Genomic DNA, 14,697 nt, shown 5'->3' with positions numbered 1-14,697 from the left:
GCAGGGCTCTCACGGCAATCTTGTTATTAGGGGATGGTCTGCGTTGCAAGTATCAACCATAGACGCTGGCGCGCGATTTTTCAGCCATCATTCTCCCTTCAAAAGATCCACCGTAGAAAAACGACCCGCCCAACGATGTGCCTCGCGAAACTGTTCGACAGCAGAACGATCAGTTCGGCTGGCAAGCGCTTCAACGATGGTCTTACGCAGATCAGTGTCTTCATCCACGATCCAGACGCCAGGTTCCTTGTCCCGCGAGGCCATTTCACCGAAGCGGGTGCAGAGCACGGGCAGGCCGAGGGCACGGTATTCGTAGTATTTGATCGGGTCGACCGAAGCGGTCAGGCGGTTGAGCTTGAACGGGATCAAGCCCACTGAAAACGTCGCCATCGCCGCGATTGCGCTGGCGTGGGAGCACTCGGGGAGCAGCTCGATGTTGGCGGGTAATACGCGACGTGGTGGGGTGAAGAGCGGGCCGATCAGTCGGACCCGGTGTGCTGGATTGGCCTGCGCCAGCGCGATGACCAGATCCCAATCGAACCAACGACCCAACGTGCCGACATAGCCGAGCACTTGTTGTTTGGCGCCCAGGTCGAGGCTTTCAACCGGTGCCAGTTGCTGCATGTCGCAGGCGTTGAGGGCCAGTTCTATCTGGTCGGTCATGCCCCGGAGCTTGTCGTGAAGCGGGCTGGAGGAGGCCAGTACTTTATCCACCCGTTGGATGACCTGCGCCTGGCGACGCGCCATGGACCTGCGTGACAGGCCTTGGTAAAACGCCGGGAAATCATCCATGGCATCGTAGACGGCATGGCTGTCAGGGATGAGCGCCAGCAGTTGCAAGGCCAGTTCGGAAGGTTTTCCGACGCAGATCCTGCAAGGCGCTTTTGCGGAAAATGCCGCAGCCTCCCTGAGCAGGTTTTGCCACAGCCGCTTGAGCAGCATTGCCGATCCCGGCAGGGGCTCGATGGGTAGACTGCGGGGTTTGCGGACCTGCAACCAGGGAGGAACGCTGGCGTTTTGTTGGCCGGCGACCGGCGGCTTGCGCCTGAAATCGCTCAGCGTTGGCAAGCGCGTGGGATACGGATCGATCCAGAGCACTGGCGCTCCAGTCTGGTGGTGATACCAATTGACGAAGTGATGAGGCCGCTGGCTGAAGCTGGCCCATGGCACCGGCGACAAATAGATCATGCGCATGATTGGAAATACTGCTTCAGGACTTTGACGATACGGGCTGCGGCCTTGCCGTCGCCATAGGGGGAAACCCCATGTGCCATGCTTCGATAAGCCTGCGGGTCATCGAGCAGACGCTGTGCCTGTTCGACGATAGTGTCCCGGTGGGCGCCTACCAACTTGACCACGCCAAGGTCGACCGCCTCCGGGCGTTCGGTTTCCTCTCGCAGTACCAGCACCGGTTTGCCCAGGGCCGGTGCTTCTTCCTGGACTCCTCCGGAGTCGCTGATGATCAGGTACGAGCGTTTCATTGCCGCGATGAACGGCGCGTAATCCAGCGGTGCGCAGAGAAGGATATTCGGGGACTGGCCGAGCAGGCGATGCGCGACATCCTTGACGTTCGGATTGGGGTGGACGGGATAGAGTATCTGGATGTCCGGGTTTCGTTCGGCCAGGCACTTGAGTGCCTGGCAAATATTCTGGAACGGTTCGCCGAAGTTCTCCCGGCGATGGGCGGTGACCAGTACCAGGCGCTTGCTGGAATCCAGTGGAACAGCCAAGGCTGATTCCTGTGCTGCGGTCATCAGCAACGCGTCTATCACGGTGTTCCCGGTCAGGGTGATGGCACTGGCCGCGACGCCTTCGCCCCGCAAGTTTTCCACGGCGCGCTGGGTGGGCGCGAAATGCCAGCGGGTCAGCTTGCTGGCGATCACCCGGTTGGCTTCCTCGGGGAATGGGTTGTCGAGGTCCCCGGTACGCAGGCCGGCCTCGATATGGCCAAAGGGAATCCGCAGGTAGAAACATGCCAGCGCAGCAGACATGACCGTGGTCGTATCGCCTTGAGCCAGCACGACATCCGGTTTCTCGCCTTGCAGCACGCCGTCGAGCTCAAGCAGCAAGCGTGAGGTCAGTGTCGCCAATGACTGGTTGGGCCGCATGATGTCCAAGTCCAGGTCGGCGGTGATTGCGAAACCGTTCAGGATCTGGTCCAACAGGCCTCGGTGCTGGGCGGTGGCGAGCACTTGGCAATCGATGTGTCTTTCGGCTTGGAGCGCCTTGATCACCGGGGCCATCTTGATGGCTTCCGGGCGTGTACCGACGATGCAAAGTACCTTGCGAATCATGCCTTTTGATTTCCTATCGTTGTGGCAAGAGAGCGGGCTATCCGGTCCGCGTTGGCCATGAGTGTCAGCGTGTGGGACTTTTCGGTCAGACTGGGCAGACAGGCACCGTCGACAATGTGCACGCCGCCAAGGCCCGCGACTTCGCCCAGGCTATCGGTCTGTCCGAGCTGTGGCATCGAGTGCATGGGCAGGGTTCCCGCATAATGGATATCCGCTCCCGGCCTGCCGAGGGTGAAGCTCATGGGGATCAACAGCGCGCCCATTCTCCAATAGATCCGGCGTAGCCTGGCCTCGGCAGTCTTCATGAGTGTTGGCAGGTCGGGATGCACTTGGCCGGTAATGCTCAACGAACCATCGGGCGACAAGCGTGCCGTGTTGTGGGACAGGTGCCCGGGCAGGAAGATGTTTCCCACAAGGCAAGCGCTCAGCAGGTTCTTCAGCAGTTCGATGCTGTGGCGTTTGCTCATGGGGATCCGGTTGACAAACTCGCCCATCGGTAAACCAGTGGTACTGAACGTCGAACCAAAGGCCGTTGCAGTGGACGATAGCTCAAGGGCGAACGAAAGCTGCCCCAGGCCAAAGGTCGGCCCCCTTGGGGCGCCGAGCATCTTTGGCAGCCATAGCAGGAAGGCCGCGGTTGGCGAAGACAGCAAGGGTATCGGGGCGTAATGGTTCAGGCGCTTGAGGGCGAGCCGGGTCGAGGCCAGGGTGCCTGCTGCCAGCAGCAGGCGCGTCGCGCAAAACCGCCGGGCGGAGCGACGATCGTTGATCATCCATGAACCGTCCTGTTTCAACAGGTCGTCCACCAGAAAATCCTGGACGTGCTGGAAGCCGGGGTATTGCTTGAGCTTTTTCAGCTCTTGAGAGGCGCTGTACAAGGCTTGGTTGTGACAGCCCCACAAGCAGTTCCCAGACAAGTCACAGGCCTTGCGTTCTTCCAAGGGCTGGCTCAACACGGCGACCCTGGAGCGACCAAGACGGAAGCCCGGATCGGTAAACCCCGGCCGGCGCCGGGCGTACTGATCGAGCAGGCGCCGGTGCAGGGCATCCAGCGGCAGCGGTGGCTGCGACCACTCATCGAGGCCGAAGTAGCTCGACAGGTCATCGTCGACCCGGCCGCTGATACCGATGCGCCGAGCGACGGTTTCGTACGACCCCTGCATCTCGGAATAATCGATGGGCAGCCCGGCAAAATCGTCCGCACTGAGCGTTGCTACGCCGCAGCCCCAGGCATTGGACAGGCCTCCGGTTGCCAGTGAGCCGATGCCGATGAAATTATCGGTCTCGATGCGGTTGTCGGCGTTGAATCGTTCGAAGACATGGGCGTGGGTCGGTGTCTTCAACTTGGGCGATACCGCATCCAGCTGGTTCAAGGCGTGAAAGTTATCGCCGATCATCCATTTCCATTGATGCTCATCGTTCGCCCTGGCGTCGAGGAATGGGCGGCTTGGCGGCTTTGAAGGGCGCGTATCGGCCTGGGCATCGACCATGAGGACTTTCAGGCCTGCCTTGACCAGCGGATAGGCGGCTGAAGTCCCGGCCGGGCCGCTGCCGACGATGATTACATCGAATTCAGGCGCCACGATGGGCTTCACTTCCGAGCAAAAGCTGACGGGCGAAAGGGCGGCACGCCAGCGCCGCCACTTTCCACGCCAGTGCGCTGGCCAGGGTAAGTCCCAGCGCCGCCACGGTCACCGGCAGGCTGCGCGGGGGCAGCGCGCCAAGGAACACCTGCGCCCCTTGTGGGCTGGCTTCGGCGATACCGAGTGCAACTTGCAGGCGCCAGGCCAGCTCCTGGCCGTCGGGCTTGCCCAGGATGCCGGCGTCATCCAGGAGCACCATGAGCATCGGCCAGCGCATCAGCCAGCGAGAGTGAAGAATGGGGCAGGTCCTGCCCGCATGCTCCAGTGCCCTGGTGTAGCGAATGACCAGGTTTATTTGCGGCGGACGTTTGAGCAAATACCCCAACAGCGCCGCCGCTTCCCGGAGGAGACCGCGACGTCGGCCATGGCCGGAGCGATGCATGCCGTAGGCAAGGGGGCGCAACCGGAGGCCGAGTCTTTGCAGGGAACGTTCGGTGTCCATGGGCGGCAGCAGGATGAGGGAGAAAATCCGCTCCAGGCCCAGTTTCGTACTCAGCGATTGCCCGAGTGACCGGCGCAATAGCCTGAGCAGTGCCACCGGTACCGGGATTGGCAGCCGAACGGCACGGACCCGATGCGTTGCAATCGACATCAGGAACCGACCAAAGGCAATCGGTTGCACGGCGCCCACGTTGAGGATTTCGGCACGAATGTCATCCCGCTCGGCAACGGCCAGTATCGCGGCCGCGAGGTCGTCGACATGAATGGGCTGCACACAGGGTGCCGGGATGAGGATCGGTATGAGCGGGCTTCGCCGAACCAACCCCGACAACAAGCCAAAGAGCCCATGTTCGGGGCCACCATAGACCTGGCCGGGGCGGATCACCGTGCCGCCAGCCGCCAGCACAGGTTGTTCGATACGCCACTTGGTCCGGCCATAAACGCTCGGGGTGGTGGCCTCGGCGGTCTGGCTGGAGATGAAAATGAACTTGGCCGAGCCTTGCCGGGCGCATTCGATCAGCGCCTGGGCTGCCCTGACTTCGCCGTCCGCGTCGTTATGGACAGCGTTCGACGTGTGGGCTGCCAGATGAATCAGCGCTTGGGCGTCGGCCGGACAGTTGGGCGCCGGGTCGCGTAGATCGTAGGGAAGCCAGGCATAAGCCGCGGGGCACGGCTCGCGCGTGGCGCAAATGACTTCGTGTCCGCGTGCCGCTGCGAGGGCTGACAAGCGTTGACCGATGTAGCCGGTCGCGCCGGTAATCACCAATTTCATCAAGCACCCTCCGCGCGGTCAGCCGGAACGGGCGGGCGCGTGCCGGAATGAAACACGAACAGTTTGCTGATCCAGTAGGTCAGGGCCACACAGAGCACATCGCAGATCAATTTAACCGGGCCGGGGCTGTCGACGAAATACAGGCCCACGCTGAACAGCGTCGAAGCGACCGGGATGTTGATGGCGAGCAGCGAGAAGTAGCGCACCGCCTGGGCTTTGCCGCTGCCGTGGGTCGACTGGAACGTGAAGTGCCGATGCACAAAGAACGCGAACACACCGGCGATGGCCTTGCCGGCAATGTTGGCCAGGACGGGATGGCCCTCGAAAAACGCGATCAACAACAGAAAAGCACCCATGTCCAACGCATAGGCCATGAGTTGGATGGCGCCGTACCGGATAAAGGTCAAGACGCCCTCCTGAGCACCACGATGTGATGCAGCGCCAAGACCCGTCGCAACGGATGCAGCAGTTTTTCGATGACCTTGAGTGCGGGGATCAGCGCGTCAGGCAGCAACTGGCGAAAATTCAGGCCGCCGGAAATCAAGTAGCGCAGATAGTTGCCGCCGATCTCCTGATGGACAATTTCCAGGCCAGGGTACTTGCGTTCGAACGCCTGCCTGTCGCGCACGAAGACGATGTAGCTGAGGGCCTGGTTGGCGCCGTTCATGGGACCGGTCGATGGCGTTTCCCAGGAAGGGTAGTGCATGTCGAACCCTTCGGATTTGAACAGACGCTTGTAGAGGAACGCGGCAAAGGGGCCATGGAAGGGTTCGATCAAAATAGCGCCGCCGCCGATCTTGAGGGTCCTTTCCAGTTCGGTGAAAAACCGCTCGGGATGAGGAAAGTGGTGAAAACAATTTTGGCAAAAGAAAGCCCGGACCGACTGATCATCAAGACTCATCGCCTCGGCATCGAGTGCCATGTCCAACTGATCGGTGCAGACAATGTCGGTGGCCAGCACTTGCGGGTATGAGTTACGCATGGGCGAGACGCCGGCCCCCAACTCCACCTCAAGGCCCCCGACGGTGAAATAGCGCTCTGCCAGGCGACGGAGCACGTGGTGGAACTCTACGAAGACTTCCCGCAGCATCCGTTTGCGCCCGAGCACTTTGGCGTGAAGTTCGAGGCGCTCGATGCCATCGACGTCCAAGGCCTTGAGCGAGGGGTCCGATAAAAAATCCCTTAGTGCTTTGATGAGCTTTCTTCCCGTAACGACGTTGCTTTACTGCGCCTGGAGTGCCGTGGCCTGCTGGGCACCGAGGCGATGTCATAACCAAGGAAGGCCATGATCAGTTGCAACCCCATGAGCATGGGCAATGCGCTGAGCATCACGGTTCCGGCTGGTGTCGCGACGCCGTTCTGCGCCGATTCGAACCAGTGGAAACTGCCGAAAAGGATGCCGAACAAGAACATCAGGATCCCGATCGGCAGCTCGATCGAAGCCAGGGACATGTCGCGCAAGTAGTAGTTATAGAGCACGCGCTTGGTGAAATTGCGCAGGTGTTTGAACAGAAACTCGCCAATGATTTTCGAGATCTTGAGGTGGCTGACTTCGTCGCCGTATCGGGCTTCCATCGGGACATCCACGACCACGGCACGCACGGTGTTCAGGCGGAACAGAATGTCGGTCTCGAAAAAGTAGCGTTGGCTGACCTTGTCCAGGGGCAGCAGCCGGGCGACGTCGCGGTGGATCGCCGTGTAGCCGTTGGTGGGGTCGAACAGATCCCAGTAACCCGTCGACAGTTTGGCCATCAGCGACAATACGGCGTTGCCGAACAGGCGCAGCCGCGGCATGGACTGGACTTCTTCCAGATTGAAAAATCGATTGCCCTTGGTGTAGTCGGCTTCACCGGCCAGGATCGGCTCGATGAACAGCGGAATCAGGGTCGGGTCCATTTGGCCGTCCCCGTCGACCTTGACGATGATACTCGCACCGTCGGCCAGGGCTGTCTGGTAGCCGGTCATGACTGCACCACCCACGCCTTTGTTGACATCGTGGGGCAGCACCTTGACCCGAGGATCGTTACAGGAGGCCAGCACATGCTCGCCCGAGCCATCCGGGCAGGCATCGTCGATGACGTAGATGCGCCAGACCTCGGGCCCTATGGCGTCTATGACCTCGACGATATGTGCGGTGACCCGATAGCTGGGGATGACCACGGCGACTCGCTGTTCATCGGTGAAAAGCTCGGTTTTAGAGTTCATCGATATCGCCCGCTATTGCCTGAATGAAAGTGACCTGAACTCCAGCGGAGTGTCGGTGTGGCCGGAGGCATAAATGATCACGGAGGTGGCATTTGCAGGGGCGATGACGTTCATTTCATGAGTCTCCCACTGCGTGGTGCAGTCAAACGTTGCGATGCTGGCGGCAATGAAGTCGCCCTGGGCGTCCATCCAATTGGCCTGGATTCTTCCCGTGGTGGCTGTCGTTGCGCAGCGTGCGGATACGCTGTTGGTGTAGGTCGCCCCCGGTGTCACTTCGACCCGCTGTGTAGCCGGTGTCTTGACGTTGACGGTGAGGATTTTGCGCGATGGGTCGTAGCTCGAAGGTAACGTCAGACTCCAGCCCTCGAGACTGGACAGCTCGGGGTTGAGCAGGTGCTCGTCATGCGTGACGTTGAGTTTGCGCAGGTCCAGGTCACCCAGCCTGGCGTACGACGTGGACACGTTCAGCAGCAGATCAAGTCGCGCCTGGGGGAGGGACTTGAGGTCGATTACCAGCCAATTCACTTGGCGCTGACGTAAGCGACGGGCAAGCTCAGAGGGTGACGTCGCCGTGTCGAATTCGTTCTTCCACTTCAGGTTGTACCAAGAGGCATAAAGGGCATCGCCGCCCAAGCCCGCCATCAAGGGCGATGCGAAGACCGCCACGGGCTGATGTCCGGTGTTCAAGACGTTGACGGTGTCGACCATTTTCCGAAGGGGCAGGCGCTCCGACAGATACATCTGCCGACCGGCCTGGCTCAACAATGCCGAGGGTTTGATATCGCCATAGTAAGTCGCGGCCTGTATGAAGCGGATGTTAGTCATGATCAACAAGGCGCAGGCCACCATGGCGAGGCTGCGCGGGAAGAGCCTGCCGTTGGAAAACGGCAGGGCCAGGATTACCGAGAAAAGCGCGAAGGAGGGGAAGACATAACGCAGGTAAGCCGTTGAGTGGAACGTCACGAACATCGCGCCGGCGCCGACCAGGAAAATCAACAGGGCTTTTCTGTTGCCGCTCAACAACAAGGCGACGACAGCCGTTGGCAGCAGCAGCCATTGGAAGCCTGCCGCGCCGATTCGCCCCTCGATGAATTCGGGCGACTTGAAGACCATTCGATAGAGCGTGTCCCAGCTCATCCCTCTGCCGAAAGTGGCCGGCGGTTCGAAGTTGATGTTCGGCCAGAGCGGTGAATGGAAAATGGCATTGAAAAACGGAAATACCGGATTGCCGGTCAAGTACCCGGCCGAGACGTAAGGGGTCGCACCGGCCAACATCAGGCCGGCGCTGCCGAGCAGGAGGGTCTTGCCGATCCCTTGGACGGCCCAGGCCTTGTATTGCAACAAGAGAACCACCAACAAGACTGGCAGAACGCTCAGGGTCACGGCTTTGGTCGCCAGGGCGAAGCCCAGCAGGAGGCCAGCCATAAGCAATTGCGACAGGCGCTCCGTGGTCTCCGGCGTGAAGCTGGAGACCTTCAGGACCGCCAGCGTCCCGGCCAGCATGAAGGCGGTCCACGCCGACTCGATGTGCAGGCTGCTGCTTTCAGCGAAGGCGAGGGGCGTCGAGAGAAAAATCAGGCATGCCCAGCGGGCGCTGGAGGCAGAGCCTCCGGCCCAGAGGGTCATGTTATGGATCTGCCACGCCACCAACAGCGTGAATGCGCTGTTGCTCAAGCGTGACGCCGTTTCGCCGGCCAGCATATAGACGATGCTGTAGATCCAGTCGGCCAACATGGGCATGACCGCCCAGACATAGGTGCTTGCATCGAACGACCACTGATGCCGCTGCGCCAGTTGTGACGGGACGAAGAGGTGCATGGCCAATGCGTCGTGCCCGACCTCGGGCATGAAGGCCACCAGGACGTAAAGGCAGGCGAAGCCGCAAATCAGCACGTCGAGCGCCGTTTGGATAGGTGTCTGTGCCGCGCGAACGGTTCGGATGAGGCTCAGCAGTTCGCGAGCTGTCGACATGACGTGTTTGCGCCCCAGCAAAAGGGGCAACGACAGCAGCACGCCATACAGCCAGGGATAATTGATTGGCAGGTACGCCGCCAAGCCCGTGAACGTACCAAGCGTGCCGGCTCCCACCAGCAGGTGGACGCTCCAGTCGGCCGTGATGTGTTGTTTGAGCATCCACCTGCCAAGCACAGTGGCGGACAGCCCGAAGACCGCGACGACCAGCGCCGGCCATACCTGTGCAAAGACGATGGACAAGCAGGCCAGCAAACCCAGGCAGAGGACGTACGGTGTTCGGCGAGTGAAGACGGCGAGGGCAGCCAGGCTCGCCACTGAGAGCAATATCGTCCGGGTTCCGCTGCTCATGGATGCCACTTCAAGCGTCGAAAAACCGTACCCGCCGACCGCCATGCTCGCCAGTAAAACCAACAGCACCACTGCGTACTTCAGGCTATCTCTTGGCAAAATATCGTCTCGGTTGTTCAGCACCTCGGTGCCATGCAAAGGGGCACTCATACGTCACGGTACGTGTGCGGAACCCAGGATCCCCACTTGCTCTCATAGATCGCCCGGTTCTTCTCGAAAAGCGCCTGTTTTTTCTTGGCGCCCAAGGCGTTGAACGAGGCGGACAGGTGATGGTGGACGAAGACATCCTCGGCACAGGCCGCGCGCATGCCTCGACGCTGCACGCGGCGGCAGTAATCGTCATCCTCGAAAAAACCCAGGCCATATTCTTCGCAGAGGCCGCCGACCTGCTCGTAGGTCGAGCGCGGGAACATCACACAGAAGAACGCCAGGGTATTGATCTCGAACCACTCGCCCATTCGGGAGCGGGTCATTTGCGCGGCTTCGGCCGGCATGTCATCTACCCGGCCATAGCGGGTGCTGACCTTGGCTTCATTGCCGATGTTGTTGGTGATCGGACCGATAATGCCGATTTCCTTGTTGTCCCGCAGGTGGCGAATCAAGCCCTTGACCCAGCCAGCGGTGACGATCGTGTCGTTGTTCAGGATAACCAGGTACTCGCCACTGGCTGCCGCGAGGCCCTGGTTGTTGCCCGCCGCGAATCCCTTGTTGTCCTGGTTGAAGATGACGATCCGCTCCGGGTGTCCGTCGGCCCAGGCGGTGAGGTAGGCCGGCGTCTGGTCGCTGGAATGATTGTCGACGACGATGATCTCGAGATTGGGGTACTGGCTTTGGGTCACCAGGCTGTCGAGGCAGGCCTTGGTCAGTTCCAGGTTGTTGTAGGTCAGCACCACCACGCTGACTTTAGGCATTGGCAACGTCGCGATGGCCTGGCGCAGGCTAGTGGCCCGATGTTGCCAGGTCTGGCCCCGGGCATACGATTGACGCGCCTGTCGCGTGGCGCGGGCCTCCGGCAGCGCGCCCAATACGTTGCGTATGGCCGATATGAACTCGTCCGGCCGCTCAACCGACCAGACCCGATTGCCGAACTGGCTCAACTCCGGCAGTTTCACCGAGACCACCGGTTTGCCCGCGCTCAGGTACTCATAGACCTTGACCGGATTGGTGGCGAGGGTCAGCGGCATGACTTTGAACGGAAGCAGGCACACGTCCATGGCATGCAGGTAGTAGGGCAGGGAGGCGTACGGGACTTCGCCCTCCAGGACCACGTTCGGGCAGCCCTTGAAATATCTCCGTGCCTGGACGGTGTCGCTGCCGATCAATAGGACCAACTGCTGCGGGAGAGCCTGGGCGACTTGCTTGACCAGATCCAGATCGAACCATTCGGCAATGACGCCGTAATAGCCGATGATCTTCCTGTTGGCTGGGTCCCGATAGACCTTGCCCGGGCGTTGGCTGAAGAAGCTGAACTCACAAGCGTTGCGGATCACTTCCACGTTGCGGTTTTCCCGCCTGCCGTGTTGTTCGATCCAGTCGGATGTCGCCACAAGCAGGTCCGCCCGACGCATCAAGGCGATTTCAAGGTCGAGCAATTCCTGGGCGACATTGCCGAAACCTTCATGATGGTCCATGCAGTCGTAGACCAATGTGGAGTTGGGAACGCGCCTCGCCAGCGGGAACCAGTAGGCGTGCTGGACGATGCAGTCCACGGCACCGACGTTCGCTGTTTCCAACAACATCGCCAACCCTTGGCACAACTGGCGGATCGCGGCGGCTGTCGGTGGGGCGTGATAAATGGCCGGTGCGCCGCGAACCTTGAAACGGATCTGGAACAGCCGGTGGGAACCTGCCAAGGGCTCTGCTTCGAAGCCCGGGGCATCATCGTCGATAAAGTTGTTGGAGATATAGAAAGTCGTCTGTCCGCCCCGGGCCAGTTCCTTGGCCAGGTTTTGTGGGCGCTGGATGCGGAAGTGCCAGTCAATCACGCCGAACATCAGGATCATGGGCTGTCCGGCGCTGGACGGCACGGCAAGGTCCGGCGACGGTGGCAGGGGGACGAGGCTTGCGGATGTCGCTGATTCGCCTGGCGTTGCCTTGCGGGGTTTCAACCAACCGCGAAGCCGGTGCGCCAGCTTGCCTTTCACCTGTGCGCTGAGGGGCAGCCACGCGTAGACCCAGCGTGAAAATCGATACGCCATCTTGCGCATCGAATAGCGCAGCGGTGCGCGTTCGATGGCGTTGCCCCAGTCGCAAAGCTTGAACAGCTCAGCCTGTTTCGCCGCAAGTTGGGCGCGCAGGTCCACCGCCCAATCGGACAGCGCGACAGCCTCGCGCTGTTTCATCTTGAGCAACGCCTCGGCGTTCTTGAGGCGCTGTTCAGCCAGCCGCAGCCGCTCGCGTAACCGCCGGGCTTCACATTCCTGAAGTGACAAGCGGGTGCCGAGCGCTTTGGAATCGAGGCCCAGCTGATTGATCAGGCGGTCCCGATTCTCGATCTCCTTGACCAACTGCAAGGCTTCAATGGATCTGGATTGTGTCGAGCGAGTCAGCTGGTCAATGCGATCAACAAGGAGGTTGATTGGGTCCATGCGTTCCTTCGGTCCTTTGGTCATTACGGCAACGCACCCCAGGTGTTCCAGGATCGTTGTCGACTTCAATCACCAGACAGGCACCGGCTCCAGCCGTGCCATGAATCATCATAGCGGCTGCTGGGCGGGGCGCCACGCCAGCAGGCTCATATGACATCGGCAAAGCCTTTGCGGGTCTTTTGGAACCAGGCAAACCCGGCGCAGGCGATCAGCACGGCGATCACCGAGTAGGTGGCCAACTGATCCCATTGCGGCGGTTTGCCCCAGAACAGCACATCGCGAACCATTTCCACTGGCAACGTCAGCGGGTTGGCCTGCAAGGCACCCTGATAATTTTGGGGAAGCGTCGAGCGTGGATAGAAAATCGGCGAGAGGAACAGCATCGCCGTGACGATGATGCCGATGAACTGGCCGATATCGCGCAGGTAGACACTTATCGAGGCGAGGAACCAGGAGAAACCCAGCGTCAGCAACACCATTGGAAACAGCACCAGCGGCAGTAGAAGGGCAGTGATTGGTGGAACTCCGAACAGGACGGCGTAGAAGACCAGCCAGGCCAGCACGCTGATAGCCATGTGGAACAGCGCTGCGCCGAGCGAGACCAGGGGGAGGGTTTCCAGTGGGAACACGATTTTCTTGACGTAATTGGTATTGGCCAGCACCAGGCCCGGCGCACGATTCATGCACTCGGAGAAAAGATTGAATACCAGCAGGCCCGCGAAGAGCACCAGGGCGAATTCGCTCTTGGACTCATTGCCGCCCGACCAGCGGGCCTTGAACACGACGCTGAAGACGAACGTGTAGACCGCCAGCATGAAGACCGGCGTGAAGAACGACCACAAGATACCGAGCATCGAACCTTTGTAGCGACCGGCGACTTCCCTGCGGATCAACACAAAGATCAGGATTCGATTGATCAGGACACTCTTGATCATGGCGGCGGGGGACGTGCTGAACGACTGCATTGTTGCCTGTTCCTTGAGCGCGTATTCGGATTGCTCCTTGGGTCGCATCGTCATGGAGGGTAGACCAAGTTGGCTTGCTTCCAAGTTTTTTATCCCGTTTGTGCTTAACTCTTGCGCAAGGCCCAACGAAGGATGGATTCAGTCGCGCCGCAGATTGTCGTGGTTCATGGAAGGGTTTTGCCGATGTCGTTTGAAGTGGCTATCAGTGCCGAGAACTTGAGCAAGTGTTATCAGATCTACGATGCGCCCAAGGACCGTCTGTTACAGATGCTGGTGCGCGGCAGGAAGCGTTTCTACCGTGAGTTCTGGGCCTTGGACGATGTTTCCCTGACCATCGCCAAGGGCGAGACCGTCGGTATCATCGGCCGTAACGGCAGTGGTAAATCGACCTTGTTGCAACTGATCTGCGGAACGTTGATGCCGACCCGGGGCAGCGTTCGCGGGCATGGTCGGATTGCGGCATTGCTGGAGCTGGGGTCCGGTTTCAATCCGGAGTTCACCGGGCGGGAGAACGTCTATGTGAATGCGGCGGTGCTGGGCTTGAGCCGTGCGGAAATCGACGCTCGCTTCGAAGACATCATTGCGTTCGCCAATATCGGCGACTTCATCGACCAACCCACCAAAATCTATTCCAGCGGGATGCTGGTGCGGTTGGCATTCGCTGTTTCGGTGTGTGTGGAGCCGCAAATCCTGATCGTCGATGAGGCCCTTTCCGTCGGCGATGCATCCTTTCAATTCAAATGCCTGAATCGGCTGGAGGAGTTGGCTGCCAAGGGCACGACGCTGCTGTTCGTTTCCCATGACATGAGCATGGTCAAGCGCTTTTGCCACCGAGTCATCTACCTGCGTGCGGGCCGGGTCGTGGCCAGCGGCTCGCCCGATGAAATGGCCGAGCTGCACTTGCTCGACATGCGTGATGAGCAACGTCGCTGGGCCAGTGGCGGTGTCACACCGGTGACGCGCAAGCCATTCATGGGTGGGCAGGAGGGGATTGCCTTCGGGACTGAAGAGGGGCACATCAGCGCTGCCTGCTTTACCAACACCCAGCAGCTTTGCTCCAGTTACCTGTATGGGGACGACATCGAGATTCGCGTCGAGGCGATGCTGCATGAATCGATCACTGAACCCAATATCAGCTTCACCCTCCAGGAAGCCAGGTTGCTGGTGATCGGTGGAGGCAACTTCGCGCTGCAACCGGGCCCCGTCGAAAACGGTTGGCGACGGGCGGTGATCACGGTGCGCTTCCGGGCCAACCTCGCCGAAGGCCGCTATCATGTCACCCTCAAGCTGTTGCACGGGGCGACGGAAGACACTTCGCAACTGATAGAGAAACAAGTCGCGCCCTTGGCGTTCGACATGTTGCCGAACCACAGGAACTTCCTGGGGATGGTGGACCTGGGGTTGCAGCGAATCGACCCACGTTCGGGTGAACCGCTTGCTTGTCGCACCCAAGGAGAGCGCGCGGTG

10 protein-coding genes and 1 pseudogene are annotated in these 14,697 nt (G+C 60.3%); 1 reads left to right on the top strand and 10 read right to left on the bottom strand.

The window, feature by feature from the left end:
• Positions 1–87 precede the first annotated feature (87 nt).
• The 10 genes from VQ575_RS14860 to VQ575_RS14815 form a co-directional block, all read right to left on the bottom strand.
• Positions 88–1,194 carry a glycosyltransferase family protein gene (locus VQ575_RS14860; protein WP_039589771.1) on the bottom strand — a complete coding sequence of 369 codons (1,107 nt, stop codon included), beginning with the start codon at positions 1,192–1,194 and terminating at the stop codon, positions 88–90.
• Positions 1,185–2,294 (bottom strand): non-hydrolyzing UDP-N-acetylglucosamine 2-epimerase, encoded by a 1,110-nt coding sequence (gene wecB / locus VQ575_RS14855; RefSeq protein ID WP_039589777.1) that lies wholly within the window; start codon positions 2,292–2,294, stop codon positions 1,185–1,187. The genes VQ575_RS14860 and wecB overlap by 10 nt, the downstream gene beginning before the upstream one ends.
• Positions 2,291–3,877, bottom strand: coding sequence for an FAD-dependent oxidoreductase (locus tag VQ575_RS14850; RefSeq protein WP_325917822.1), 1,587 nt, complete (start codon positions 3,875–3,877; stop codon positions 2,291–2,293). The genes wecB and VQ575_RS14850 overlap by 4 nt, the downstream gene beginning before the upstream one ends.
• Positions 3,867–5,150, bottom strand: coding sequence for an NAD-dependent epimerase/dehydratase family protein (locus VQ575_RS14845; protein ID WP_325917821.1), 1,284 nt, complete (start codon positions 5,148–5,150; stop codon positions 3,867–3,869). The genes VQ575_RS14850 and VQ575_RS14845 overlap by 11 nt, the downstream gene beginning before the upstream one ends.
• Positions 5,150–5,557 (bottom strand): GtrA family protein, encoded by a 408-nt coding sequence (locus VQ575_RS14840; protein WP_325917820.1) that lies wholly within the window; start codon positions 5,555–5,557, stop codon positions 5,150–5,152. The genes VQ575_RS14845 and VQ575_RS14840 overlap by 1 nt, the downstream gene beginning before the upstream one ends.
• Positions 5,554–6,300 carry a class I SAM-dependent methyltransferase gene (locus VQ575_RS14835; protein WP_039590061.1) on the bottom strand — a complete coding sequence of 249 codons (747 nt, stop codon included), beginning with the start codon at positions 6,298–6,300 and terminating at the stop codon, positions 5,554–5,556. Before VQ575_RS14835 ends, VQ575_RS14840 begins: the two co-directional genes overlap by 4 nt.
• A 32-nt stretch (positions 6,301–6,332) precedes the next feature.
• Positions 6,333–7,355 carry a glycosyltransferase family 2 protein gene (locus VQ575_RS14830; protein ID WP_325917819.1) on the bottom strand — a complete coding sequence of 341 codons (1,023 nt, stop codon included), beginning with the start codon at positions 7,353–7,355 and terminating at the stop codon, positions 6,333–6,335.
• A gap of 12 nt (positions 7,356–7,367) precedes the next feature.
• Positions 7,368–9,827, bottom strand: a complete 2,460-nt coding sequence (locus VQ575_RS14825) for a phospholipid carrier-dependent glycosyltransferase (protein ID WP_325917818.1) — start codon at positions 9,825–9,827, stop codon at positions 7,368–7,370.
• The gene (locus VQ575_RS14820) at positions 9,824–12,265 is read right to left on the bottom strand and encodes a glycosyltransferase (RefSeq protein ID WP_325917816.1); all 2,442 of its coding nucleotides are present in this window, start codon (positions 12,263–12,265) and stop codon (positions 9,824–9,826) included. The genes VQ575_RS14825 and VQ575_RS14820 overlap by 4 nt, the downstream gene beginning before the upstream one ends.
• A gap of 146 nt (positions 12,266–12,411) precedes the next feature.
• Positions 12,412–13,230 (bottom strand): ABC transporter permease, encoded by an 819-nt coding sequence (locus VQ575_RS14815; RefSeq protein ID WP_325919891.1) that lies wholly within the window; start codon positions 13,228–13,230, stop codon positions 12,412–12,414.
• A 183-nt stretch (positions 13,231–13,413) separates the two neighbouring features.
• Here VQ575_RS14815 and VQ575_RS14810 point away from each other — a divergent pair.
• A pseudogene (locus VQ575_RS14810) lies at positions 13,414–14,670 on the top strand (ABC transporter ATP-binding protein); the annotation flags it as partial.
• Between the last annotated feature and the right edge of the window lie 27 nt (positions 14,671–14,697).

The organism is Pseudomonas frederiksbergensis (assembly GCF_035751725.1).
Classification (GTDB): domain Bacteria; phylum Pseudomonadota; class Gammaproteobacteria; order Pseudomonadales; family Pseudomonadaceae; genus Aquipseudomonas; species Aquipseudomonas frederiksbergensis_A.
Note: the sequence above shows the minus strand (reverse complement) of the source record. Positions and strands in the feature narration are given on the sequence as shown.

Excerpts from the sequence above, each read along its gene's own strand:
- VQ575_RS14820 (WP_325917816.1), bottom strand. The coding sequence starts at position 12,265 with ATGGACCCAATCAACCTCCTTGTTGATCGCATTGACCAGCTGACTCGC.
- VQ575_RS14830 (WP_325917819.1), bottom strand. The coding sequence starts at position 7,355 with ATGAACTCTAAAACCGAGCTTTTCACCGATGAACAGCGAGTCGCCGTG.
- wecB (WP_039589777.1), bottom strand. The coding sequence starts at position 2,294 with ATGATTCGCAAGGTACTTTGCATCGTCGGTACACGCCCGGAAGCCATC.
- VQ575_RS14860 (WP_039589771.1), bottom strand. The coding sequence starts at position 1,194 with ATGCGCATGATCTATTTGTCGCCGGTGCCATGGGCCAGCTTCAGCCAG.
- VQ575_RS14825 (WP_325917818.1), bottom strand. The coding sequence starts at position 9,827 with ATGAGTGCCCCTTTGCATGGCACCGAGGTGCTGAACAACCGAGACGAT.
- VQ575_RS14815 (WP_325919891.1), bottom strand. The coding sequence starts at position 13,230 with ATGCAGTCGTTCAGCACGTCCCCCGCCGCCATGATCAAGAGTGTCCTG.
- VQ575_RS14845 (WP_325917821.1), bottom strand. The coding sequence starts at position 5,150 with ATGAAATTGGTGATTACCGGCGCGACCGGCTACATCGGTCAACGCTTG.